General features: G+C 41.3%; 23 protein-coding genes. 7 read left to right on the top strand and 16 right to left on the bottom strand.

Going from position 1 to position 21,179, the window contains the following annotated elements; all coding sequences use genetic code 11:
• Positions 1 to 3 precede the first annotated feature (3 nt).
• From pstA to BA70_RS06125, 7 genes are all read right to left on the bottom strand, one after another.
• A complete protein-coding gene (pstA, locus tag BA70_RS06155) occupies positions 4 to 888 on the bottom strand; it encodes a phosphate ABC transporter permease PstA (RefSeq protein ID WP_008360050.1) in 885 nt (294 codons plus the stop codon).
• Positions 888 to 1,814 carry a phosphate ABC transporter permease subunit PstC gene (gene pstC, locus BA70_RS06150; RefSeq protein WP_034319569.1) on the bottom strand — a complete coding sequence of 309 codons (927 nt, stop codon included), beginning with the start codon at positions 1,812 to 1,814 and terminating at the stop codon, positions 888 to 890. Before pstC ends, pstA begins: the two co-directional genes overlap by 1 nt.
• 79 nt (positions 1,815 to 1,893) lie before the next feature.
• Positions 1,894 to 2,811 carry a phosphate ABC transporter substrate-binding protein gene (locus BA70_RS06145; protein ID WP_034319566.1) on the bottom strand — a complete coding sequence of 306 codons (918 nt, stop codon included), beginning with the start codon at positions 2,809 to 2,811 and terminating at the stop codon, positions 1,894 to 1,896.
• A 214-nt stretch (positions 2,812 to 3,025) separates the two neighbouring features.
• On the bottom strand, positions 3,026 to 5,161 hold the full coding sequence (locus BA70_RS06140; RefSeq protein WP_034319975.1) for a peptidoglycan D,D-transpeptidase FtsI family protein: 2,136 nt from the start codon (positions 5,159 to 5,161) through the stop codon (positions 3,026 to 3,028).
• 122 nt (positions 5,162 to 5,283) lie between these two features.
• Positions 5,284 to 6,570 (bottom strand): MFS transporter, encoded by a 1,287-nt coding sequence (locus BA70_RS06135; RefSeq protein WP_034319563.1) that lies wholly within the window; start codon positions 6,568 to 6,570, stop codon positions 5,284 to 5,286.
• A 122-nt stretch (positions 6,571 to 6,692) separates the two neighbouring features.
• Positions 6,693 to 7,301, bottom strand: coding sequence for a superoxide dismutase SodA (gene sodA / locus BA70_RS06130; RefSeq protein WP_007501264.1), 609 nt, complete (start codon positions 7,299 to 7,301; stop codon positions 6,693 to 6,695).
• A 187-nt stretch (positions 7,302 to 7,488) separates the two neighbouring features.
• On the bottom strand, positions 7,489 to 7,974 hold the full coding sequence (locus BA70_RS06125; RefSeq protein WP_034319560.1) for a DUF456 domain-containing protein: 486 nt from the start codon (positions 7,972 to 7,974) through the stop codon (positions 7,489 to 7,491).
• A gap of 142 nt (positions 7,975 to 8,116) precedes the next feature.
• Between BA70_RS06125 and BA70_RS06120 the strand changes: the two genes are divergently transcribed.
• Positions 8,117 to 8,869: a DUF1189 domain-containing protein gene (locus tag BA70_RS06120; RefSeq protein ID WP_034319557.1), complete on the top strand. Its 753-nt coding sequence runs from the start codon at positions 8,117 to 8,119 to the stop codon at positions 8,867 to 8,869.
• 86 nt (positions 8,870 to 8,955) lie between these two features.
• Here BA70_RS06120 and BA70_RS06115 read toward each other — a convergent pair whose 3' ends face one another.
• On the bottom strand, positions 8,956 to 9,501 hold the full coding sequence (locus BA70_RS06115; RefSeq protein WP_034319554.1) for a GNAT family N-acetyltransferase: 546 nt from the start codon (positions 9,499 to 9,501) through the stop codon (positions 8,956 to 8,958).
• Between the two features lie 211 nt (positions 9,502 to 9,712).
• Between BA70_RS06115 and BA70_RS06110 the strand changes: the two genes are divergently transcribed.
• Positions 9,713 to 10,015, top strand: coding sequence for a LysM peptidoglycan-binding domain-containing protein (locus tag BA70_RS06110; protein ID WP_034319551.1), 303 nt, complete (start codon positions 9,713 to 9,715; stop codon positions 10,013 to 10,015).
• 105 nt (positions 10,016 to 10,120) lie between these two features.
• Positions 10,121 to 11,236, top strand: coding sequence for a flavodoxin-dependent (E)-4-hydroxy-3-methylbut-2-enyl-diphosphate synthase (ispG, locus tag BA70_RS06105; protein ID WP_034319549.1), 1,116 nt, complete (start codon positions 10,121 to 10,123; stop codon positions 11,234 to 11,236).
• Positions 11,237 to 11,278: 42 nt separating this feature from the next.
• On the opposite strand, the gene BA70_RS06100 is transcribed toward ispG, so the two are convergent.
• The gene (locus tag BA70_RS06100) at positions 11,279 to 11,641 is read right to left on the bottom strand and encodes a DUF308 domain-containing protein (protein WP_008342359.1); all 363 of its coding nucleotides are present in this window, start codon (positions 11,639 to 11,641) and stop codon (positions 11,279 to 11,281) included.
• A gap of 139 nt (positions 11,642 to 11,780) precedes the next feature.
• Here BA70_RS06100 and BA70_RS06095 point away from each other — a divergent pair, with 139 nt between their 5' ends.
• The gene (locus tag BA70_RS06095) at positions 11,781 to 12,359 is read left to right on the top strand and encodes a 5' nucleotidase, NT5C type (protein ID WP_034319547.1); all 579 of its coding nucleotides are present in this window, start codon (positions 11,781 to 11,783) and stop codon (positions 12,357 to 12,359) included.
• Between the two features lie 27 nt (positions 12,360 to 12,386).
• Here the strand turns inward: BA70_RS06095 and BA70_RS06090 are convergent, their stop codons facing one another.
• From BA70_RS06090 to BA70_RS06070, 5 genes are all read right to left on the bottom strand, one after another.
• On the bottom strand, positions 12,387 to 13,304 hold the full coding sequence (locus BA70_RS06090; RefSeq protein WP_034319544.1) for an ROK family protein: 918 nt from the start codon (positions 13,302 to 13,304) through the stop codon (positions 12,387 to 12,389).
• Between the two features lie 139 nt (positions 13,305 to 13,443).
• Complete coding sequence (gene zur, locus BA70_RS06085) at positions 13,444 to 13,872, bottom strand: zinc uptake transcriptional repressor Zur (RefSeq protein WP_034319540.1); 429 nt, start codon at positions 13,870 to 13,872, stop codon at positions 13,444 to 13,446.
• The gene (locus tag BA70_RS06080; RefSeq protein ID WP_034319538.1) at positions 13,850 to 14,710 is read right to left on the bottom strand and encodes a metal ABC transporter permease; all 861 of its coding nucleotides are present in this window, start codon (positions 14,708 to 14,710) and stop codon (positions 13,850 to 13,852) included. The genes zur and BA70_RS06080 overlap by 23 nt, the downstream gene beginning before the upstream one ends.
• Positions 14,710 to 15,486: a metal ABC transporter ATP-binding protein gene (locus tag BA70_RS06075; RefSeq protein WP_034319535.1), complete on the bottom strand. Its 777-nt coding sequence runs from the start codon at positions 15,484 to 15,486 to the stop codon at positions 14,710 to 14,712. Before BA70_RS06075 ends, BA70_RS06080 begins: the two co-directional genes overlap by 1 nt.
• Positions 15,487 to 15,621: 135 nt before the next feature.
• Entirely contained in the window at positions 15,622 to 16,503 is an 882-nt protein-coding gene (locus BA70_RS06070) for a YitT family protein (protein ID WP_034319532.1), read from the bottom strand.
• A gap of 140 nt (positions 16,504 to 16,643) precedes the next feature.
• Between BA70_RS06070 and BA70_RS06065 the strand changes: the two genes are divergently transcribed.
• Positions 16,644 to 16,898, top strand: coding sequence for a DUF2624 domain-containing protein (locus BA70_RS06065; RefSeq protein WP_034319529.1), 255 nt, complete (start codon positions 16,644 to 16,646; stop codon positions 16,896 to 16,898).
• A gap of 48 nt (positions 16,899 to 16,946) precedes the next feature.
• On the opposite strand, the gene BA70_RS06060 is transcribed toward BA70_RS06065, so the two are convergent.
• Positions 16,947 to 17,840 carry a deoxyribonuclease IV gene (locus BA70_RS06060; RefSeq protein WP_034319527.1) on the bottom strand — a complete coding sequence of 298 codons (894 nt, stop codon included), beginning with the start codon at positions 17,838 to 17,840 and terminating at the stop codon, positions 16,947 to 16,949.
• A 9-nt stretch (positions 17,841 to 17,849) separates the two neighbouring features.
• Positions 17,850 to 19,169, bottom strand: a complete 1,320-nt coding sequence (locus tag BA70_RS06055; protein ID WP_034319524.1) for a DEAD/DEAH box helicase — start codon at positions 19,167 to 19,169, stop codon at positions 17,850 to 17,852.
• A gap of 155 nt (positions 19,170 to 19,324) precedes the next feature.
• On the opposite strand from BA70_RS06055, the gene vrrA reads away from it, so the two are divergent.
• Complete coding sequence (gene vrrA, locus BA70_RS06050) at positions 19,325 to 20,041, top strand: VrrA/YqfQ family protein (protein ID WP_034319522.1); 717 nt, start codon at positions 19,325 to 19,327, stop codon at positions 20,039 to 20,041.
• 157 nt (positions 20,042 to 20,198) lie between these two features.
• Complete coding sequence (locus tag BA70_RS06045) at positions 20,199 to 21,143, top strand: 4-hydroxy-3-methylbut-2-enyl diphosphate reductase (protein ID WP_034319519.1); 945 nt, start codon at positions 20,199 to 20,201, stop codon at positions 21,141 to 21,143.
• Positions 21,144 to 21,179 lie beyond the last annotated feature (36 nt).

Raw genomic sequence — 21,179 nt, 5'->3', positions numbered from 1 at the left:
AATTTATTTTGACGTAAGCTTCTTATGAATAAATGAACCAAGCCATCTAGCTGCTAAGTTGAACACTAAGACTGAAAGCACAAGTACCGCTGATGCGCCATTTGCAATGGCCTCTGCATCTGGAATGATCCCTTGCGTATTGACGTTCCATATATGAACGGCTAATGTTTCAGCCGGTCTAAAAATATTCAGTGGTGACGTATCAGAAAACGGACTCCAGTTTGTAAAATCAAGACGCGGTGTTGAGAGACCTGCTGTGAAAAGAAGGGCAGCCGCCTCACCAAAAACTCTTCCTGATGCTAAAATCGCACCGGTGATAATAGACGGAAGCGCACCTGGAATGAGGACCGTCTTGACTGTATGCCACTTTGTCACACCGAGCGCAAGTGATGCTTCCTTTTGATCCTTCGGTACTGATCGAAGCGCGTCTTCTGTCACCCTGACCATCACTGGTAAGTTAAATACAGTGAGCGCAAGGGCTCCTCCGATGATCGTATAGCCCCAGCCTGTTAAATTAACAAACATCAGTAAACCAAACATGCCGATGACAATAGAAGGAAGTGACGATAGCACTTCAATACATGTACGAATAAAATCTGTGACTTTGTTTTGAGGTGCATATTCCGCCATGTACACTCCGCCGCCAACACCAAGAGGCACTGTGATCAGCATTGTAATAAATAGAATGTAAAACGAGTTAAACAGCTGATCCCGAATTCCGCCGCCAGAGCCAATTGCACTTGAGCGAGTTGTCAAAAAGTCAAAGTTTAATTCTTTTGCACCGTTGAAAATGATATAAGAAAACAAACCAACAAGAATCGCCGTAATAATGGCGGCACATAATCCAAAAACAAATGTGGCAAAACGATCGGTCATTTTGCTATTCATTAAATCTTCCTCCTAGATGACAAGTATCTGATAATGAGTATGAACATAAATGATACAACTAGAAGGACAAGTCCCATTGACCAAAGTGTATTGTTTTCAACACTTCCATACGTTGTGTGACCCATGTTTAACGTAATAATGGTTGTTAATGTACCAGCTGTGTCCATAATGCTCTCTGGTAGATTACGCGTGTTTCCAATGACCATCTGAACGGCAAGGGCTTCTCCAAATGCTCTTGCCATTCCAAGCACGACCGCTGTCATTAACGTCGGAAGCGCTGCTGGTACAAGAACACGTCTGATCGTTTGCCATCTTGTTGCGCCTAACGCATACGATCCCTCACGTAAACTTTTTGGAAGTGAAGCCATTGCATCCGTTGCAATGGATGTAACGGTTGGCAGAATCATAATAGACAGGACAATCGTTCCTGCTAATACACTATGCCCTGAGCCACTTGACTTGAAATGTCCAATAAAAGGCACCAATACTGTAAGACCTATGAATCCGTAAACAACGGATGGAATCCCTACAAGCAATTCAATCACTGGCTGAAGAATTTTCCGGCCCCATGCAGGTGCAATTTCTGTCATAAAGATCGCTCCTGCTATGCCTAGCGGTGCTGCAATGAGTGCCGATAGGAGCGTGACGGCGATTGATCCAAAGATAAATGGAAATGCGCCGTATTGAGGGTTTTCTGCTGTTGGGTTCCAATTGATACTGGTTAAGAACTCAATTGGGCTTACACCATTTACGATGAAAGATTGTAAACCCTTAATACCAAGGAAGATCGTGATGGCGATTGATACAGCAATCATTAAGAATGCGCAAAATCTCACCAAAATACTTCCCCTTACTTCATCCATTTGCCTATTTTTCTTCGAGCTGATCAGTCGATCGCTCGCTTCTGTCTGTTCTATCTGCTTCATCTTTTTCTACACTCCTATGAATGTCATAAAAGGAAAAGTGAAAAGCTCCACTTTTCCTTCATCAGCAATTCAAGACCTCTTACTTATCAGTTTGTTTGCCTGTTGCGTCTCTTTCTACTTTCATATTAGAAACTGAGATGTAGCCTTGGTCTTTTACGATTTCTTTTTGTACTTCGTCACTCATGAGATAATCTAAAAATTGTTTTGCTAAACCTTCTGGTTCACCTTTTGTATAAGAGTGCTCATATGCCCAAATTGTATATTTACCGCTTTCTACATTGCTTTCTTCTGGTTTCACACCATCAATGCTAAGCGGTGTAATTTTGTCATCTGTTAAATAAGAGAATGCTAGGTATCCAATCGCACCTGGTGTTTCTGCAATCAGTTTTTTCACTGTGTTTGAAGAATCTTCTGTGATTCCTTCTGCAGGTGTCGCACCATCAAGTGCATATTTCACAAATGTTGCACGAGTTCCTGAAGAGTCAGGTCTGTTGACAAGTGTGATTTTTTGGTCTTTCCCGCCAATCTCTTTCCAGTTTTTGATTTCGCCAGTGAAGATTTTTTTCAATTCGTCCTTTGTGATGTCTTTGACACCAACTTCAGGGTTTACAGCTGCTGCCATTCCAACAACTGCTACTTTGTGGTCTTTTAAAGCTTTTGCGTCGATTCCGTCTTTCTCTTCTGCGAATACATCCGAGTTACCAATTTGTACAGATCCTTCTGATACTTGAGAAAGTCCTGTTCCAGAACCACCGGCTTGTACTTGAATATCGGCTTTTGGATGTTTATCCATGAATTTTTCTGCTGCCGCAAGAACTAAAGGCTGCATCGCAGATGATCCTGAGATGGTAATGGAACCTGATGCCTCATCTTTGTTTGAAGCATTTCCTTTACTGTCTTTTGAATCTCCGCTTGAGCTGCTGTTTCCGCATGCTGTGACGAATGCTAACAATGCGATAGTAAGGAAAGTAAGCAGCCATAATTTGTTCTTTTTCATTTCAAGAATACCCCCTGAATAATTTGTCCTACGAGTAATACATTAAAGGTTCTTTATTAATTTCGTTTAAATGGAATGTTAAGGTTTTGTAAATGTCGAAGTTTTGTAGAGATCTTGCGGAGTTTTTTATGATTTTTGTCAATTTATATCGAAAAGTGTGAAGAAAACATAAAAAAACGCCCACAAAAAGTGAGCGTTTTTACCTAGGAAAGGTCTAGTCATTTGTTTCTGCTTCATTTTCAATTTTATTTTTGTTTTTCGCTTGTGTATCGTTGCTTTCTTGTTTTGATTTTAGTTCAAAGTATTTGTCTAATACTTGTTCACCAATATCATTCGTAATCGGATAACGCTGGTTGTAGTCTTGATACACCCACGGCACGACGACTGAAATGGCCACTTCTGGGTTATCAGCAGGCGCATACGCAACAAGTGTTGTGTTATATGTCGGTGTGCCACGTTTGCTTTTAATTGGGCCGTCATAGAATGATTGAGCTGTCCCTGTTTTGCCAGCTGGATTGTACTTTTTGTTGCCAAAGTTTGCATAGGCTGTCCCTCTTGGATTTTGCATCACAAGCTTGAAGCCTTGCTGTACACGCTTGATCTCATCACTTGTCATATCAAGTTTATTCAATACATCTGGCTTAACGGATTCCGTCACGGCTCCAATGCCGCGCTGCGGATCGGGCTCTCTGACTTCTTTTACTAGCTGAGGGCGTAAACGGTAACCGCCATTTGCGATCGTTGAGACGTACTGCGCCATTTGCAGCGGTGTAAACGTGTCATATTGTCCAATCGCATAGTCAAGTAAGAGACCAGATTGTGTAGACGTTCCTCGGTAGCCAGTTGCTTCGTTTGGTAGATCGATACCCGTTTCAACCCCAAGACCAAATTTACTGAAATTGTAACGGAACGTATCAAATGCTTTCGTATCAATTGGGAGCGGCTGATTCTTACGATATTCCCCTTTCCCAATGGCAATCGCTGTTTTGAACATATATACGTTTGACGAACGCTCTAGTGCCGTTAAATCATTAATGAGTCCCATATTTTGATAGGATTTCTTTGGCGGTGACTGCGCGATATAGAGCGGTTCATCATATTGGGTACTTCCAATGTGGAGAACACCTGTTTTATATCCTGTCAGTACAGTTGCCCCTTTCACTGCTGATCCCATCGCATACGATGATGTCATCGTTCCTAGTGCGTAGTCATCGAATTTGTATTTTCCGTTTTTGTTTGTAATCTGTTTACCCGCAACCGAGAGAACCTCTCCATTTCTCGGGTCCATCATCACAACAAACGCACGGTCAAGAAGCTCTGTTCCACCTCTTTGCTTCGCACTTCTCAAGTTCTTTTCAATGATTTTTTCAACTGCTTTTTGCAGCTGTATATCAATTGTCAGCACAAGATCTTTCCCGCTCTTTCCTTCTGTTAAGACTTTAGAGCTTGTGACATTGCCCTGTTTATCGGTTGTACTCTGTTCTTTTTCCTTTTGGCCCTGCAAGACATCTTCATATTGATATTCAAGATAGCTTTTTCCTACACGGTCATTTCGGCTGTAGCCGAGTGATAGATAATGTTCAAGGAGTGACTGCGGAAGACCTTCATCACTTGAGGATACACTGCCGAGCATACTGCGGAGCAGTCCTTTATAAGGATAGCTGCGTGACCAGTCTGTCGTAACATCAACGCCAGGCAGCTCGTCCAAATGCTCAGAGACGTAAGCAATTTCGCTTGGCTTCACATCTTCATTTTTAATGAATTGAGGCGTGAGTGCATAGCCTGCATCCATCTGCCTTTTAATCGCTAGCACTTGTAAATCTTTTTTCGTCAGTTGATTTAATTCCTTGTCTGTGATGCGTTTCAGTTGAAGCTCATATAGTTTATCATCAGAAACCTTATCGTCACCCTTTAATCCTGATTCCTTTTGAACAAGCTTTTTTGCTTCATTCGGATGCGTTAAGATCCAAAAATCTTTTTTGTCACGATCTGTAATTTTTTTCGTGCTCACATGAATCATATCCGCTAATTTTGCTGCCACTTTGAGCCGCTCTTCTTGTGAAGTCGTCGAAGTTCTCGTATATGTAATGGCATTTAGCGCTTTATTGCTGACAATCGTGTTATAGTTTCGATCATAAATTTTTCCGCGCGGAGCAGATGAGCTGACATTCACATCTTCTTGTTTTTCTGCCTGCTTTTTATAATCTTCTCCATTGACAATCTGCACAAACCCAAGTCTTACTACAACACCAGTAAAAATAATGAACGCAGCTAAAAATAATAAATTCAGCCGGATTGGAAGTGTTTTGCGCCCTTCCTTCGCGTCTTTTTTGTTTTTCTTGTTTCTCATCACATCACCTTTTCTATCAAGAAAGAAATGGCACCCCTTTTTGTGTATAAAAGGTGCCATCATCATTTTAGCGGTTTTTCTATTATTTATCTAGAAATTTGATGTTCCATTGGTAAGAAATTTTACCTTTCTCCCTTAATAAGGTTCGTTTGAGATACTGGCTTTTGACCGTCAGCCTCTTTCATATCCGCTGTTTTCTCTTTTAAATGAATATCTTTCACAAAATAATAAATGAGTGTGTGCCCCGCTCCAAGCACAACAAGTGAAGCAGGAATGCCGAGCTCATCACCTAGTAGGGTGACAGACAAAAGAAACAAGACAATGGAACAAATACGGCCGGCATTTAAAAATAGCTCTCTCACCACAATATATTCAATTCGGGCTTTTCTTGCATACCTAGCATGACCGATCACATCATACGTTAAGGATACATACGGAACAAGAAGGAGCGGATACCCTATCGCTATGGCCACTGCATACATAAGAAGCGATACATAGGACAATTGAAATACAATCAGAAATAAAGCGCCGTATAAAATAAGCCCGCCAAGCATAATGGCTTTCTTCCGCCATTTTTTCTTAATCAAACGTGTAGCGAAGAAATAAGCAAAAAAGGCAACACCTGAATTCACCAAACCAAATGTCCCTAGAGCAAGCTCACTATTTGTTGCAATAAACACAAAGACACTAATTAAAAAGACAAACACGCCTTCACGAAGCCCTTGAAAAAAGTGAGCCGTTGTAATCTTACGCCAATTCTCATCCGCATGGCGTTCTTTCCAAATTTGCTTGATCATAAATTTTCCTTTTGACTGCCTTCTCTTCAGGAAAAAACTCATCACAACCGCTAATGAAAACAAAATTAGCGATAAAGTAAAAATCACTGTATAGCCCGTATCATCTGTTAATTGAGAAATGACAATACCCGCGATCAGTGGACCGATCATGCCAGCTGTAGAGGTGAGGACACCTAGAAATCCATTAAAGAAATCTCTTGTTTCAGGCTCTGTGATTTCAAAGGTGAGCACGTTAAAAGCAAGCCAATAAAAACCATAGCCGATCCCAAGGACACTCCCTAATAAAACAAGCCGCGCCGCCGCGTGTTCTCCTGCTATTAAAACAATTAAGTAAAAAGCCGCTAAGAAGATCACACCAAAACGAAGAACAAACGCCCGATCTATTTTTTTAGCGAGCCGACCAGCGAATAAAAAGGTAATGGGCTGAAGCACAACAATCGCCAAGTTATAAATCGCAAGATCTGTGAATTTCCCAGACTGTTTCCATAAATACACGTTCACAAACGTATTCGAAAGCGCAATCGCCAGTGCGTATAATCCACCAATCGTGAGGAGGAGCAATAAATCTCTTGTGACATCCATGTCCCCGAACATTTTCTTTAATCTGCTCATACATTTCATTCTCCTTTTCTACACAATAGTCTGTCTCATCAAAAGGCAGATATGTAAAAAAAGGAGGGAAAATATAAAAAGACCCGCTTCTTTTCAGAGCAGGTCTTTTCGAATCAAATGATTTATTTAGCTTCGCTGTAAAGGCGAGCTACTTCATCCCAGTTCACAACATTCCAGAAAGCAGAAATGTAATCAGGACGACGGTTTTGGTAGTTTAAGTAGTAAGCATGCTCCCAAACGTCTAGTCCTAGAATTGGTGTTTTTCCTTCAGTTAAAGGAGAATCTTGGTTTGGCGTGCTTGTGATTTCAAGTTTGCCATTGTTCACAACTAGCCATGCCCAACCAGAACCAAAGCGTCCTGCAGCTGCTGCAGCGAAATCAGATTTGAATTTTTCAAATCCACCTAATTCTTTTTCGATTGCATCTGCAAGTTCACCAGTTGGTGCGCCGCCACCGTTTGGTGAAAGAAGCGTCCAGAATAATGAGTGGTTCGCATGTCCTCCGCCATTGTTACGTACAGCTGTACGAATGTTTTCAGGCACAGAGTTTAGATTAGCCACTAGCTCTTCGATTGATTGATCTTCAAGAGCTGATACACCTTCGATTGCTTTGTTTAAGTTTGTTACGTACGTGTTATGGTGTTTTGTGTGGTGAATCGTCATTGTTTCCTTGTCGATATGTGGTTCTAATGCATCGTAAGCATATGGTAATTCTGGAAGTTTAAAAGCCATGGTTAAATTCCTCCTTAGAAATGTATGTACTGAAATGCTTCCTTAGATAGTAAGCAAGCAATTCACCCTACTCAAAGAGTATCAAAAGAAACGGCTTGTTTCAACGTTATTGCTCATGATCTGAAACATTTCAGTGTTTATTTTGTATTTAGCCCTTTAGAAAAAGTTTTAAACACCATTTTTTGATTTAGCGAAGGACATAAAATAAAAAGATGCCCAGCATCAGTGCTTGAATCAATCCTTTTGCAAATACACCTGATACAAACCCAATTAATGAGCCTAACCCTACTTTCACACTTGTCTTCACATCTTTTTGATGAACAAGAAGCTCTGCAATGACACTGCCGATAAATGGACCGATGATAATGCCTGCAATCGGAATGACAAAAGGACCGACTAATAACCCAATGGTGCTTCCCCAAATGGCTGCCCGGCTGCCGCCAAAGCGCTTCACCCCAATGAGGTTTGAGACATAATCTGCCGCAAATAATACAGCTGTAAACATGGCTTGAATGAGCCAAAACGTCAGCGTAAACGGCTCGAAGGTGAAAAAGAAACCATATAGAATAAACCCAAGGACCATAAAAACAACACTAGGAATAATTGGATAGACAAGTCCAACAAACGCAATGATAAATGCACAGCCAATCAGAATCCAATACAGCACGTCCAATCCGCGGCACCTCCTTTTTATATGCTGTATACATTATGCCTCATTCCACCTATCTTAACCAGCTATGAAGGCCGTACTTGTACTTGATGGATAGACATTGATACAATGTGAGAAATAGAAAAGAATGTAGGAAGTGAATCGGTTGAACGTATTTAGTCTATTGTTAAAAGGAATTTACTCACCAAAAGATATTGCTAGAGCAAGGTTTACAGGGATTGGAAAAGCGATTTTGTTCATTTTTATCCTTTCGATCATCGCAGCTGTTCCTCAGGGTTATCATATGAGCCAGGAGATTTCGAATGCGATGTCAGGATTTCAGCATGTGATCAAAAAGGATTTACCCGATTTTTCAATCGAAAAAGGAAAGCTTCAAGCTGATCAAAGTGCACCGATAGAAAAAGAAGAAAACGGCATCACGATCATCTTTGACCCTGCTGAAAAAATAAAAGCAAGTGAGCTTGAATCAAAGCAAACGGCCATTGCTTTATTAAAGGAAAAGGCAGTGATTGCCATTGATGGGCAAATGACAGATATCCCATACCAGCTCCTTGGCGGGACGCTCACTAAAGATGAACTCGCTCGCGTCACAAACCAGAACCAAGCGATCATTATCCCCGTCATTTGTGTGCTACTATATCTATCAACTGCGGCTCTCATGTTCATCAGCGCGACATTCCTTGCGATGCTTGGTACATTTATTAAACGAATGCAGCAAAAAGAGCTTTCCTTCCAAATGCTATGGAAGCTCTCAGCCTATTCACTCACATTAACGACGGTCTTTTTTGCCATCATGAGTGCATTAAACACCCCTGTTGCGAACTCATTTTTATTAAATTGGGTGATTAACTTTATCTTCTTATATCTTGTGGTAAAAGAAATACCTGCAAAAAAATAAACCGCTTGTCGAAAGATACAACAAGGGTTTCTCTACACGCTGAAAGCTCCTCCGACTTGGAGGAGCTTTTTATGTATGTTCATGCTCTATGACTCATCTGGATGGATGATCGCAAACAAATAGTGATCCTCCCACACTCCATTAATCTTTACTTTTTTACGATTGAGTCCCTCATTTTCAAAACCTGTCTTTTCAAGCACACGAATGGAACCAATGTTATCCGGCTTTACTCCAGCCTCAATACGATGGAGGTGCAGTTCATAAAAGGCATAATCGATGATTAAACGAATGGCCTCTGTCATATATCCCTTCCCGCCCTGCTTTTGATCGAGTACATACCCAAGCATGGCCCCTTCAATAGGTCCTCTTTCGACAGAACTTAGAGAAATCGTTCCGACTAAGGCATCTGTTTCATTTAAGAAAATACCGTGCATGTAAGCTTCATCTTGTGCACACTTTTGTATACTGCGATTAATCCGTTCAATTTGACGAGATAACGCGAAAAAATCATCTTTGACCAAAGGTGTAAATTGCTGAAAATATGAGCGATTTTCAAGTTCAAGTGTTAATAGTGATTCTGCATCATTTTCTGTTAGCGTTCTCACATATATATGCTGACTTATTTTTTTCATAAACTCTCCCCCTTTTTTTATTTTATCATAATGATCATAAGGGTAAGCACCACCTATTCTTAGCTGATGAAGACAAAGTGAGGATTTTCAATCCATTACAAGGCTTACTAGAGCAAACTAGAACCACAGATGCTAGCTTTCCTGCCCTTTTTGGTTCTATCATTTCAGGACATGCATACACTGAAGTAAACTCTTAAAAGCGGTGAGTGAAATGCGGCGAATTATTTTTTTACTAATCAGTTTGTTTGTCCTCTTTATTATCTTTTTTGATTTAAAAAATGGAACCATTCCAGTTCAAGAAGGACCCGCTGTTCCTGCAAGTGCCTTTCAAACATCTGAGAAAAAAGCGTATAAGACGGTCACTGTCAAACAAGGCGAAACCGTGGTATCCATTGTACATACAAGCAAGCCACTTGATGAAGTCATTGAGGATTTCGAAGAGCTGAATCAAGGCGTCAAAGCGAACGAAATTCGAGCAGGCAGCACATATAAGTTTCCAGTCTATAAGAGATAAAACGTTAATTCCTTGTCATTCATACAAAGAGACTGTTACAATATGAACTGTAAAACACGACGTACATGGCAAATGATTGCGTGTACACTAAGGAGCGATTGACAAGTGAGTGAAGTCACACATCGTACTAAAACGCGTCCCGTCAAAGTGGGACCTTTAACTATAGGTGGAAATAATGAGGTTGTCATTCAAAGTATGGCAACAACCAAAACACATGATGTCGAAGCGACAGTAGCTGAAATTAAACGTTTAGAAGAAGCAGGCTGTCAAATCGTGCGTGTCGCATGCCCAGATGAGCGTGCAGCAAATGCAATTGCGGACATAAAAAAACAAATCAATATCCCACTTGTTGTTGATATTCATTTTGACTACAAGCTTGCACTAAAAGCCATTGAAGCAGGTGCAGACAAAATCCGAATCAACCCAGGAAACATCGGCAGACGAGAAAAAGTCGAAGCTGTTGTGAAAGCAGCAAAAGAAAAAGGTATTCCAATTCGAATTGGTGTAAACGCCGGCTCATTAGAGAAAAAGATTCTTGATAAATACGGCTACCCAACAGCAGATGGCATGGTCGAAAGTGCACTGCATCACATTAAAATTTTAGAAGACCTAGATTTTCATGACATTATCGTCAGTATGAAAGCATCTGATGTAAACCTTGCGATTGAGGCGTACGAAAAAGCGGCAAAAGCCTTTGATTATCCCCTTCATCTTGGGATTACTGAATCAGGTACGTTATTTGCAGGTACTGTAAAAAGTGCAGCTGGACTTGGCGCTATCTTGAACATGGGGATTGGTAACACACTCCGCATCTCATTAAGTGCTGACCCAGTTGAAGAAGTAAAAGTAGCACGTGAATTGTTGAAATCATTTGGTCTTGCAGCAAATGCAGCAACACTGATCTCTTGCCCAACTTGTGGACGAATCGAAATTGACCTCATTAGCATTGCAAATGAAGTCGAAGAATATATTTCTACAATTAAAGCACCAATTAAAGTAGCTGTTCTCGGCTGCGCTGTAAACGGTCCAGGTGAAGCGCGTGAGGCTGACATCGGAATCGCAGGCGCTAGAGGCGAAGGCCTATTGTTCCGTAAAGGTGAAATTGTTCGTAAAGTACCAGAAGAAACAATGGTCGAAGAACTGAAAAAAGAAATCGATAAAATCGCTGAAGAACACTATGCGAAAATGGAAGCTGAAAAAGAAAAACAAGCGAACGCATAGCAAAAACGCCTGACGTCACTGTCAGGCGTTTTTCTGTTCTTGTTAAAAGAACGGGGTGATAAAAATGCCAAGGATGACGGAAACAATTCCGATCCCGATTGACCACGCGCCAAGCGCATGTGCTCCTTTTCTTCTTGCAATATAACCAACGACGATTGCCGCTACCCCTAATAGCACCGGCAAGACAAATAATGAGATAATCGCAATCGCGAGTGCTGTATAGCCTATCCCCTTACTGCCTGAATCGTCACCTACATGGTCACGTTCTCGTCTGTCTTCTCGATCTCTTGATGCCTGATATGGCTCTGCAATTTCAGCAGCTGTTTCCTCTAAATAGCCATCATCATTACTAAAGTGTGTGTCGATTTCACGATCATTTCTTCTGAAATCCTCGTCTCTTTCCATGATCAATTCCCCCTTGTGCTTAATAGAAAGGAGCTTTTTTAGTATGAGCAAAAATGTCTGTTTCATGTTTGCTAAAACTTGCTGGAATTGTGAATTGATTATGTTACACTTTAAGAGTATAAATATGAGGAGTGTGGGCATGTTACGTTTAGGAATTGATATTGATGGCACAGTGACGGCGCAGGACACCTTTGTTCCCTACTTAAATGAGTCGTTTCAATGTGCCATTACACTAGATGATATGACAGAATATGATTTGACGAAGCTTTTAAAGATTTCAAATGAAGAATTTTGGGGCTGGATGGATCAGCATGAGCCTCTTATTTATAAACAGGCGAAGCCTGCCGAGGGTGCAAAAGTGATCCTAGATCAAATGAAACATCACCACAAACTGATTTATATCACAGCAAGAAGGCAGCATCACACGGATGTCACCTACACGTGGTTTCAAGAAAATCACGTGCACTATGATGACATTGAGCTGGTTGGCGGTCATCACAAGCTGGAAGCTGTTCAAAAGCACAAGATTGATGTGTTTTTCGAGGATCATCATGGCAATGCCACAATGATTGCAAAAGAGGCTGATATTCCGGTCATTCTTTTTAACTCACCTTATAACCAAATGCCAATTGACGATAGAATCATTCGCGTCAATAACTGGCAAGAAGCGTCTCAATGGATCAAACAATACGAACAGCGTCTGCAAACTGCTTACTAATGTAGTGAATATAAGAAGCCGATACCCTTAATATATCGGCTTTTTTGATGTATCAAGATGCCCTTCTTTCATTAAAAAATGGTACAGAGCCCCCTTCATACCAGCCTGATTCAAGTAGTAGCATGTTTCCAGCTTCACCTGAATGTTCTTCCAGGCATGGAGTGTATGTAAATGCTTCTCGATGCTTGGAATCAAATCCGGCCTTGCACTCACGCCGCCACCAATGAGAATTTTCTCTGGATTGAGGACAGTTGCTACATTATAAATACCAATGGCTATTCGTTTGTACCACTGATCCACCAGCTTCTCAATAGACGGATCGTGCTTTGCCTTATCAAATATCTCTTGACCGTCTATTTGTTTACTTTGCGGAATTCCTTGCTTTTCTTTATAGCTTCGAATTAATCCAGCCGTTGAAGCACTGCTGTTGAGTGTCGTAAACTGGCCGTTTTCTGTTTCTGTCAGCATCATGCCAAATTCACCACCGCGAAAAGAGGCCCCGCGAACAAGCTGGCCGCCAGCAAAAATACCGCCGCCAACACCTGTGCCGATTGTCATACAAATAAAGCTGTCACAATCTTTCGCATGACCACTATATTTTTCTGCCAGGGCTGCGCAGTTCGCATCATTTTCCACTTCGACACGAAGAGATGTTTTTTCTTCTAAAAGCGTTTTTACATTTTGACCATTTAAGGCGATGATTGCACCTGCAAATTCTGTATAGCCCGTTTGACTGTCCACAAACCCCGGAAGACTGATGGCGATTCCGCTGACATCTCGAGTCTTTTGATATTGTTTGACCACGTCCTCCATTGCCTCTAAAAACGGTTCAAGCTGCCGGCAATTCGTTTGATAGTCACCGCGAGTGATTAGCTTCCCATCCTCATCCATTAATCCATGTTTTGTTCTCGTTCCGCCTACATCGAACACGACATAATATGCCACTTTTGACCCCTCCCTATATTCCAAAAGACTCAATATTGCTTGAGCGTATGACCTGCCTGATCTCATTCTAATGAACCAGCTGCTCTTTGTAAAACGTTTTCAAAAAGACAAAACAAAAAACCAGCTCGGCGGCTGGCTTTTACGAGTGAACTTCCTTCGGTTCGCAGGAAGGACACGTTCCGTATATTTCAAATTTATGTCCGCTAATGTGATAATCCTCTAGATCGGCTTCAAGCTTGTCCATAGGACAGGCATCGATCTCCTTTGTTTTACCGCATGCAAGACAAATAAAGTGATGATGATGATGGGAGAATGAACATTTAAAACGGAATAGCTTCTCCCCTGACAATTCCGTTGTCTCTAATATCCCAAGGTCTTCATATAAGGACAGGTTTCGATAAATCGTATCAAAGCTAAGACCCGGATAGTCTTCACTTAATGACGTTAATACATTTTTAGCGGTTAAGTATTTGTCAGAATCAGAAAACAATTGAAGCATATCTTCACGTTTGCTTGTATATTTGTAGCCTTTTTCCTTTAATAAATCAAGCGCTTCTTGTACGTTCATGATGATTCCCCCTTTTGAATTTCCCAATACTAATACACCCGATTAAAATCAAAATGGACAGCATGACAATGGTTCCGCCCGGCGCTAAATCAAGATAATAGCTTAAGATCAATCCAACCATGACAGACAATTCACCGAACAAGATAGAAAGGAAAATGGCCTGTTTAAACCCTTTGGCAATCCGAATACTTGCCGCAACAGGCAGCGTCATGAGCGCGGACACAAGCAGTGTACCTACGATACGCATCGATGCCGCAATGACAAGTGCGACGACTAAGATAAAAATAAAATGAATCCATTTGGCTGAAATACCAGAAGCCTTTGCATGCTCTTCATCAAAAGAAAGCAAAAACAATTCTTTATATAAAAGCACAACAACTAACACAACAACAAGTGAGATCCCAACAACAATCCAAAGATCTAATCTCGACACCGCACTGACACTTCCGAACAAATAACTAAACAAATCTGTATTAAAGCCATTCGCTAGTGAAATGAAGATGACGGAAATCCCGATACCGCCTGATAAAATAATAGGTATCGCCAGCTCCTGATAATGCTTATACACAGAGCGCAGGCGTTCAATAAATAACGAACCGGCAACAGAAAACGCCATCCCTAAGTACAGCGGGCTAACCCCTGTTAATAGTCCAAACTTTTTATCAAGGAATAGACTCGCTGCAATCCCCGCAAGTGACACGTGACTGAGAGCGTCTGCAATCAGTGAGAGCCTTCTCACGACAATAAATACACCAAGTAAGGGCGCAATAAAACCGATCAGCATTCCTGCAATAAATGCATTTTGTAAAAATTCATAATGGAAAAATGGAAATAGCATTATTCATGTCCCCCATGATGGTGATGGTCGTGATGAATCACTTGAATGTCATGTCCGTAAAATTGAGATAACGCCTGATCATCCATTGAATCAAACGTTGCTGCATCTCCATGAAAATGAAGGGTCTGATTTAAGCAAGCCACATGGGTGACTTTATCAGAGACGGTTCCAACGTCATGTGTGACGAGAATTAAAGACATTCCTTTTTCTTTGTTCAATGTTTCGAGCAGCTGATAAAAGCCCTCCACTGTCCGCTGGTCTACCCCAACCGTTGGTTCATCTAAAATAAGCAGCTTTGGCTGACTGACGAGCGCACGAGCAATAAATGCACGCTGCTGCTGACCACCTGAAAGCTCACCGATGTTTTGGTGCTTTAAATCTTGAATGCCAACCGAGCGAATGGCATCTTCAACTTGCCATTTATCCTGCTTACTCATTCGTTTGAATAAACCAATTTTCGCGGTCAATCCACTTGCGACGACCTCGTACACAGAAGCAGGGAAGCCCGTATTAAAACTATTTGCCTTTTGAGAAACAAATCCAATTTGATCCCAGTCTCTAAATTTTGAAACAGGCGTGCCAAATAGTTTTAATTCACCTTGCTGCGGTTTAATGAGCCCAAGAAGGCATTTTAATAGGGTTGTTTTACCAGATCCATTCGGTCCAACGAGTGCCAGAAAGTTCCCTTCCTCTACTGTTAAATGAATGTGATCAATGACATTTCGCTGTCCATACGAGTACGAAATGTCTTTCATTTCAATAATTGGCTTTGCCATGAATCTTTCCACCTTTAATCAATATAAAAAGAATGATTACGATTTATACAACAAAAAGAAAATGGCAAGAGCCATTTTCTTTGTCCATACATACGTCTTATTATATAAAAGATTAATAAAAAAGTAAAATAAAAGCTAATGAATGGCTGTTTTAAACTTACCGCCTTTTGTTTCATGTGTATCCATAATCGTAATAAATGCTTGACCATCAATTTCAAACACAATGGATTTCAGCTTTGTAATTTCAAGCCTTGTGACAACGGCATAGATGACATCTTTCTCTTCATCTGTATAACCGCCTTTTCCTCTAAGCTTTGTCGTTCCCCTGCCAAGACGATGAAGAATCGCATCTGAAATTTCATCATAATAATCCGACACGATAATGACAGCTTTTGTTTCATCAAGTCCTTGAATCACAGCATCAATTGTTTTCATTGCCAAATAATATGTCATGACAGAATACATAGCCTGCTCTGGTCCGAAGACAAAGCCTGCCCAAATAAAAATGAACACATTGACGATCATGACAAACTCACCGACGGAGAAAGGAATTTTTTTCGTCAGAAGTATTCCTAAGATCTCTGTTCCGTCCATTGAGCCTCCATTCCGAATGACGAGTCCAACGCCAAATCCTAGTAACAGACCTCCAAATACAGTCGCTAAGATCGGCTGATTTGTAAACGCCTCTACATGATGGAGTGAAGATTCAATCACGGCTAAGCTGACAATCCCAATCACAGTGGAAACGAGAAAGGTTTTCCCAATATGTTTGTATCCCGATATCATAAATGGAATATTCAAAATGACAACAATCGTCGCAAAATTGATGAATGGGTTATCTGTAAAGAGATAATCCAAAATAAGCGAAATGCCGATGATGCCCCCATCAATAATATTGTTTGGCACTAAAAATAATTCAATGCTGACTGCTGCACATGCAGCTCCTACTAGAATCAGAAAAATTCTCAAAATAAAATGAGGCACTGATTCCTTTCTGTGCTGTTTACTATTTGCCATACGTTCTCCCTTCTACACTTGTTAAATTTTCAATGAACATTTTATTCACTTTACTATTTTATCATTTCACAGAGTAAAATAAAATTTTTTGCACATTTTCCGTTTTCGCCCATACATTGTTACAGAGGGGAGGAATGACATTGATTTTAATTCAAAAAATTGTACTGCAACGCCTCAATCAGATCACAGCAAATGATTTGTTAAGGTATGCGAAACAGTACGGGGTCAGCTTAACATCAACTCAGGCTGCTGAAGTCGCCAAACTCATGAATGGGAAAAACGTCAATATTTTTAATGATGCAGAGCGAAGTCGGCTTCTTAAGCAGGTGGAAGCGATTACTTCTAAACAGACAGCACAGACTGTCAATGATCTGTTTAACCAATTTACAAATTAGGCAAAAAAGGGCCGCATTTAGCGGCACCTCATCACATTGCATGTTTTTTTACTGATCCGTAATTTTTTCTCGTAAGCCTTCATCAAACTGCTTTTCTTTCAGCATCGCAATTTCAAATTTGTAAGGTGGTTTTTTGTTCTTTTTATCTTCACCTACATAAGGCGTTTCTAGAATTTTCGGCACATCTTGAAGCTGCGGATGATGCACGATATAATTCAATGCATCGAAGCCAATTTCACCAAAACCGATATTTTCATGTCGGTCTTTTCTTGCGCCTTGTACGTTTTTACTGTCATTAATATGAAGTACTTTGATTCGATCAATGCCGACGATTCGATCAAATTCTTCTAACACACCGTCAAAGTCACTCACAATCGGGTAACCAGCATCGTGTGTGTGACACGTATCAAAGCAGACAGAAAGTGCTTCGTTATGTGTCACACCGTCGATAATTTGGGCAAGCTCTTCAAAGCTTCTTCCGCACTCTGAGCCTTTGCCTGCCATTGTTTCAAGTGCAATTTGAACCTCTTGCCCTTTCACAATGACTTCGTTTAAACCTTCGATGATTTTTTGAATGCCCGCTTCTGTCCCTGCTCCGACATGCGCACCTGGATGGAGAACAATTTGTTTTGCGCCAAGTGCTTCCGTACGCTCTATTTCTGAGCGAAGGAAGTCCACTCCAAGCTCGAATGTCGCTGGATTGACTGTGTTCCCAATATTGATAATATACGGTGCATGAACGACGATATCTGTCATGCCATGCTCTTTCATATGCGCTTGTCCAGCTTCAATATTAAGGTCTTCAATTTTTTTGCGGCGTGTATTTTGCGGTGCACCTGTATAAATCATAAAAGTATTCGAACCATAAGAGGCAGCTTCTTGACTCGCTGCAAGAAGCATATGTTTTCCGCTCATGGATACATGTGATCCAATCTTCAACAATGTTTCCCCCTACTTTCCGTTACGCTTTGACTTTCTACGTTCTTGTTTTTTGATTTTATCCATCTCACGTGTCATTTTCTTTTTATATCCAGGTTTGACGGCTTTCGGTTTTTTCACAAGACGCTTCGCTTTTTCTTCAATTTCATTTGGTGCTTTTTTACGTCTTTGACGCTTCAGACGGTCATCCGCATCTCGCCATTCTCCATGAACAATGGTTTTGTTCTCAAATACAACGCCCATTTTCTCAATCTGAACAAGTGCATCCTCATCAGCGAGGTCATAAATGGTCATCGCAATTCCAGAAGAGCCCGCTCGAGCTGTTCTTCCAACACGGTGAACATAGAAATCAAGATCAGATGGAAGTTCATAGTTGATCACGTGGCTGATGCCCTTAATGTCAATCCCGCGGGCTGCAAGATCAGATGCCACAATATAGGTGAATTCCAAATCTTCAATTTGTTTCATGACTTTTTTACGTTCGCGCGGTGTTAATCCGCCATGAAGCACACCAATTTTCATTCCTTTTTCTTGAAGGAATGAAGCAATTTCATCGACAGTTGATTTTGTATTAGCAAAGATGATTCCTAAATAAGGCTGTACATTTGTCACCATCTCATGCAGTAATTTTAATTTGTCACGCTGTTTAGACGGGACTAAAATATGCTGAATGTTTTCAGCAGTAATACGTTTTGGTTCAACATGGGCATACTTTGGATTGTCCATATATTTTTTAAGGAAAGGCTTTAGTTTTTCCGGAATGGTTGCTGAGAACACAAGCATTTGCAGCTTTTCTGGCATTTGTGCACCAATACGGTCCACATCTTCTAAAAATCCCATATCCAGCATTAAATCCGCTTCATCAATAACAAGAGAAGTCGCTTTGTATACATTCAGCGCTTGCTCATGAATGAGATCAGCAATACGTCCAGGTGTACCGACAACCAAATGCGGCTGGTTCTTTAGCTTTTGAATGGATTTCTGCTTGTCCGTTCCGCCAATGTAAAGCTTTGCTTTAATGTCTTCTTCTGGAGAAGTATTCTTTAAGATCGTTTGAGCTTCTTTGAAAATTTGATTGGCTAATTCTCGTGTTGGTGCAGTAATCACCACTTGTACTTGCTCTTTGCCTGGATCGATTGAATGAATAAGCGGCAATAAGTACGCATGGGTTTTTCCTGTTCCTGTTTGTGATTGGCCAATGACGCTTTCACCTTTTAAAACAGCAGGGATGATTCTTTTTTGAATATCAGTTGGCTCATAAAAGCCCAGTTCATGAATAGCATCTATAATAAATGGCTTTAATTCATATGTCGTAAATTTCGTTTCTTTCATGTTTTCACTCCTTAAGGCAATGCCTTTTTGCTCATCTCCTCATTATAGCTGATTTTCAACAAAAAAACCATGTCCGCTTTTCTTACAGGAAACCAATTGATGCTTCCTTGCATAACCTATGAAGAGAAAGAGAATGCAGTAAGGGAGGTACAAGTATGTTAGGGCAAAGGCCTATGGGCGATTTTCAGCCGCATCGTCCCTCACGCCGGCACCTTGGAAATGGCGGACAGCCCGGGATTTTTCAAAGGAGACAGCAGGCTCCTATCGAACAGCCTTTTCAAGGGCAAGGGAATCAATTTCAACAAATGATGCCTCGCTCCCCGTCTGTACAGGGCGGTGGTTTACGCGGGATGGGCGGTATTCCAGGGGGTGAGAGCCGTGCACTGGGCGGTGGAGCCGGCATTAAGGGCATGCTCGCTAAATTCCTTCCTGGAGCCGGGGGAGCAGGGATCTCTGGAGGTGGTGCGGGATTACAAGGAATCCAGAGCTTCACAAATCCTGCGACCCTCTCAAGCATGTTAGGGAATGTTCAAAAAGTGCTCGGAATGGCGCAGCAATTCACGCCAATGATTCAGCAATACGGCCCTTTAGTGAGAAATCTGCCTGCGATGATTAAGCTGTACAGCCAGCTTGGTAGTGCAGATGATGATGAAACGAACGCAAACGATACAGACGCAGAACCAAAAGAGCTCGGCGAGGAAACAGAAGTGACGAATGAACAAACAGCACCAGTTGATGAGGCAGAGGAAATAAAAGAAAATGAAGAACCAGAGGACATTCTTGTGAAAAAAACTGCGGCACACACATCACCTGCTCCTAAAGAAAAGCCGCAAAAAAGAGCTGGCAGTTCTGTTCCAAAACTATATGTCTAGTGATCTTTGAAAGGCAAAGTGGTTACCATGTATAACAATCTTTGATATATGCGCTTACTTTGGCTATAATGGGAGGAAGAGAATGATAAAAAGCCGTTTTTTACGGCTTTTTATATTGTTCTTCTCTAGCAGCACTTCCCTACAGGAGGACGAATAAATGAATGTGATTAAAATATCGCCGCGTGGCTATTGCTATGGCGTTGTGGATGCAATGGTCATTGCTAAAAATGCCGCACTGGATAAAAACTTGCCACGCCCAATTTATATATTAGGTATGATTGTGCATAACAAACATGTAACAGATGCCTTTGAAGAGGATGGGATCTACACACTGGACGGACCAAACCGCTTGGACATTTTAAAGCAGGTTGAAAGCGGAACGGTGATTTTCACCGCTCACGGCGTTTCTCCCGAGGTTCGCCAAATCGCAGAAGAAAAAGGTCTTGTAGCCATTGATGCGACCTGTCCAGATGTAACGAAAACACATGAACTAATTTCAGAAAAAACTGCCGATGGTTATGACATTATTTATATTGGAAAAAAAGGTCACCCTGAGCCAGAAGGAGCTGTCGGAGTTGCACCAGACAAAGTGCATCTTGTTGAAACAGAAGCCGACATTGAGGCGCTGGATTTAACGTCAGGTAGGCTGCTCATTACCAATCAGACGACGATGTCACAGTGGGATGTCTATGATTTGATGGAGCTCATTAAGGAGAAATATCCGCACGTCGAATACCATCAAGAAATTTGTCTTGCGACACAGGTGCGTCAGGAAGCCGTTTCACAGCAAGCAGGTCAAGCTGATCTAACCATTGTTGTTGGCGATCCGAAAAGTAATAACTCCAACCGTCTAGCACAAGTGTCAATGGAGATTGCAGGAACACAGGCTTATCGTATTGGTGACCTCAGTGAGCTCAAGCTGGAATGGCTGCAAGGCGTAAAAACCGTCGCCGTGACTGCTGGCGCTTCAACACCAACACCTATTACAAAAGAAGTCATTCGCTTCTTAGAAAACTATGAACCGGACGATGAATCGACTTGGAAGGTTGAACATGCTGTTCCTCTTTCGAAAATATTACCTCGCGTAAAAACGAAGAAATAAGAAAACGTCAGAGCTGCTGTGCTCTGACGTTTTCTT

Source organism: Bacillus zhangzhouensis (assembly GCF_000715205.1).
In the GTDB taxonomy this organism is placed as follows: domain Bacteria; phylum Bacillota; class Bacilli; order Bacillales; family Bacillaceae; genus Bacillus; species Bacillus zhangzhouensis.
This window is presented reverse-complemented; position numbering and strand designations above follow the sequence as displayed.

Coding starts and splice junctions, on each gene's coding strand:
- pstA (WP_008360050.1), bottom strand. CDS start 888: ATGAATAGCAAAATGACCGATCGTTTTGCCACATTTGTTTTTGGATTA.
- pstC (WP_034319569.1), bottom strand. CDS start 1,814: ATGAAGCAGATAGAACAGACAGAAGCGAGCGATCGACTGATCAGCTCG.
- BA70_RS06145 (WP_034319566.1), bottom strand. CDS start 2,811: ATGAAAAAGAACAAATTATGGCTGCTTACTTTCCTTACTATCGCATTG.
- BA70_RS06140 (WP_034319975.1), bottom strand. CDS start 5,161: ATGAGAAACAAGAAAAACAAAAAAGACGCGAAGGAAGGGCGCAAAACA.
- BA70_RS06135 (WP_034319563.1), bottom strand. CDS start 6,570: ATGAGCAGATTAAAGAAAATGTTCGGGGACATGGATGTCACAAGAGAT.
- sodA (WP_007501264.1), bottom strand. CDS start 7,301: ATGGCTTTTAAACTTCCAGAATTACCATATGCTTACGATGCATTAGAA.
- BA70_RS06115 (WP_034319554.1), bottom strand. CDS start 9,501: ATGAAAAAAATAAGTCAGCATATATATGTGAGAACGCTAACAGAAAAT.
- BA70_RS06110 (WP_034319551.1), top strand. CDS start 9,713: ATGCGGCGAATTATTTTTTTACTAATCAGTTTGTTTGTCCTCTTTATT.
- BA70_RS06100 (WP_008342359.1), bottom strand. CDS start 11,641: ATGGAAAGAGACGAGGATTTCAGAAGAAATGATCGTGAAATCGACACA.
- BA70_RS06095 (WP_034319547.1), top strand. CDS start 11,781: ATGTTACGTTTAGGAATTGATATTGATGGCACAGTGACGGCGCAGGAC.
- zur (WP_034319540.1), bottom strand. CDS start 13,872: ATGAACGTACAAGAAGCGCTTGATTTATTAAAGGAAAAAGGCTACAAA.
- BA70_RS06080 (WP_034319538.1), bottom strand. CDS start 14,710: ATGCTATTTCCATTTTTCCATTATGAATTTTTACAAAATGCATTTATT.
- BA70_RS06075 (WP_034319535.1), bottom strand. CDS start 15,486: ATGGCAAAGCCAATTATTGAAATGAAAGACATTTCGTACTCGTATGGA.
- BA70_RS06070 (WP_034319532.1), bottom strand. CDS start 16,503: ATGGCAAATAGTAAACAGCACAGAAAGGAATCAGTGCCTCATTTTATT.
- BA70_RS06055 (WP_034319524.1), bottom strand. CDS start 19,169: ATGAAAGAAACGAAATTTACGACATATGAATTAAAGCCATTTATTATA.
- vrrA (WP_034319522.1), top strand. CDS start 19,325: ATGTTAGGGCAAAGGCCTATGGGCGATTTTCAGCCGCATCGTCCCTCA.
- BA70_RS06045 (WP_034319519.1), top strand. CDS start 20,199: ATGAATGTGATTAAAATATCGCCGCGTGGCTATTGCTATGGCGTTGTG.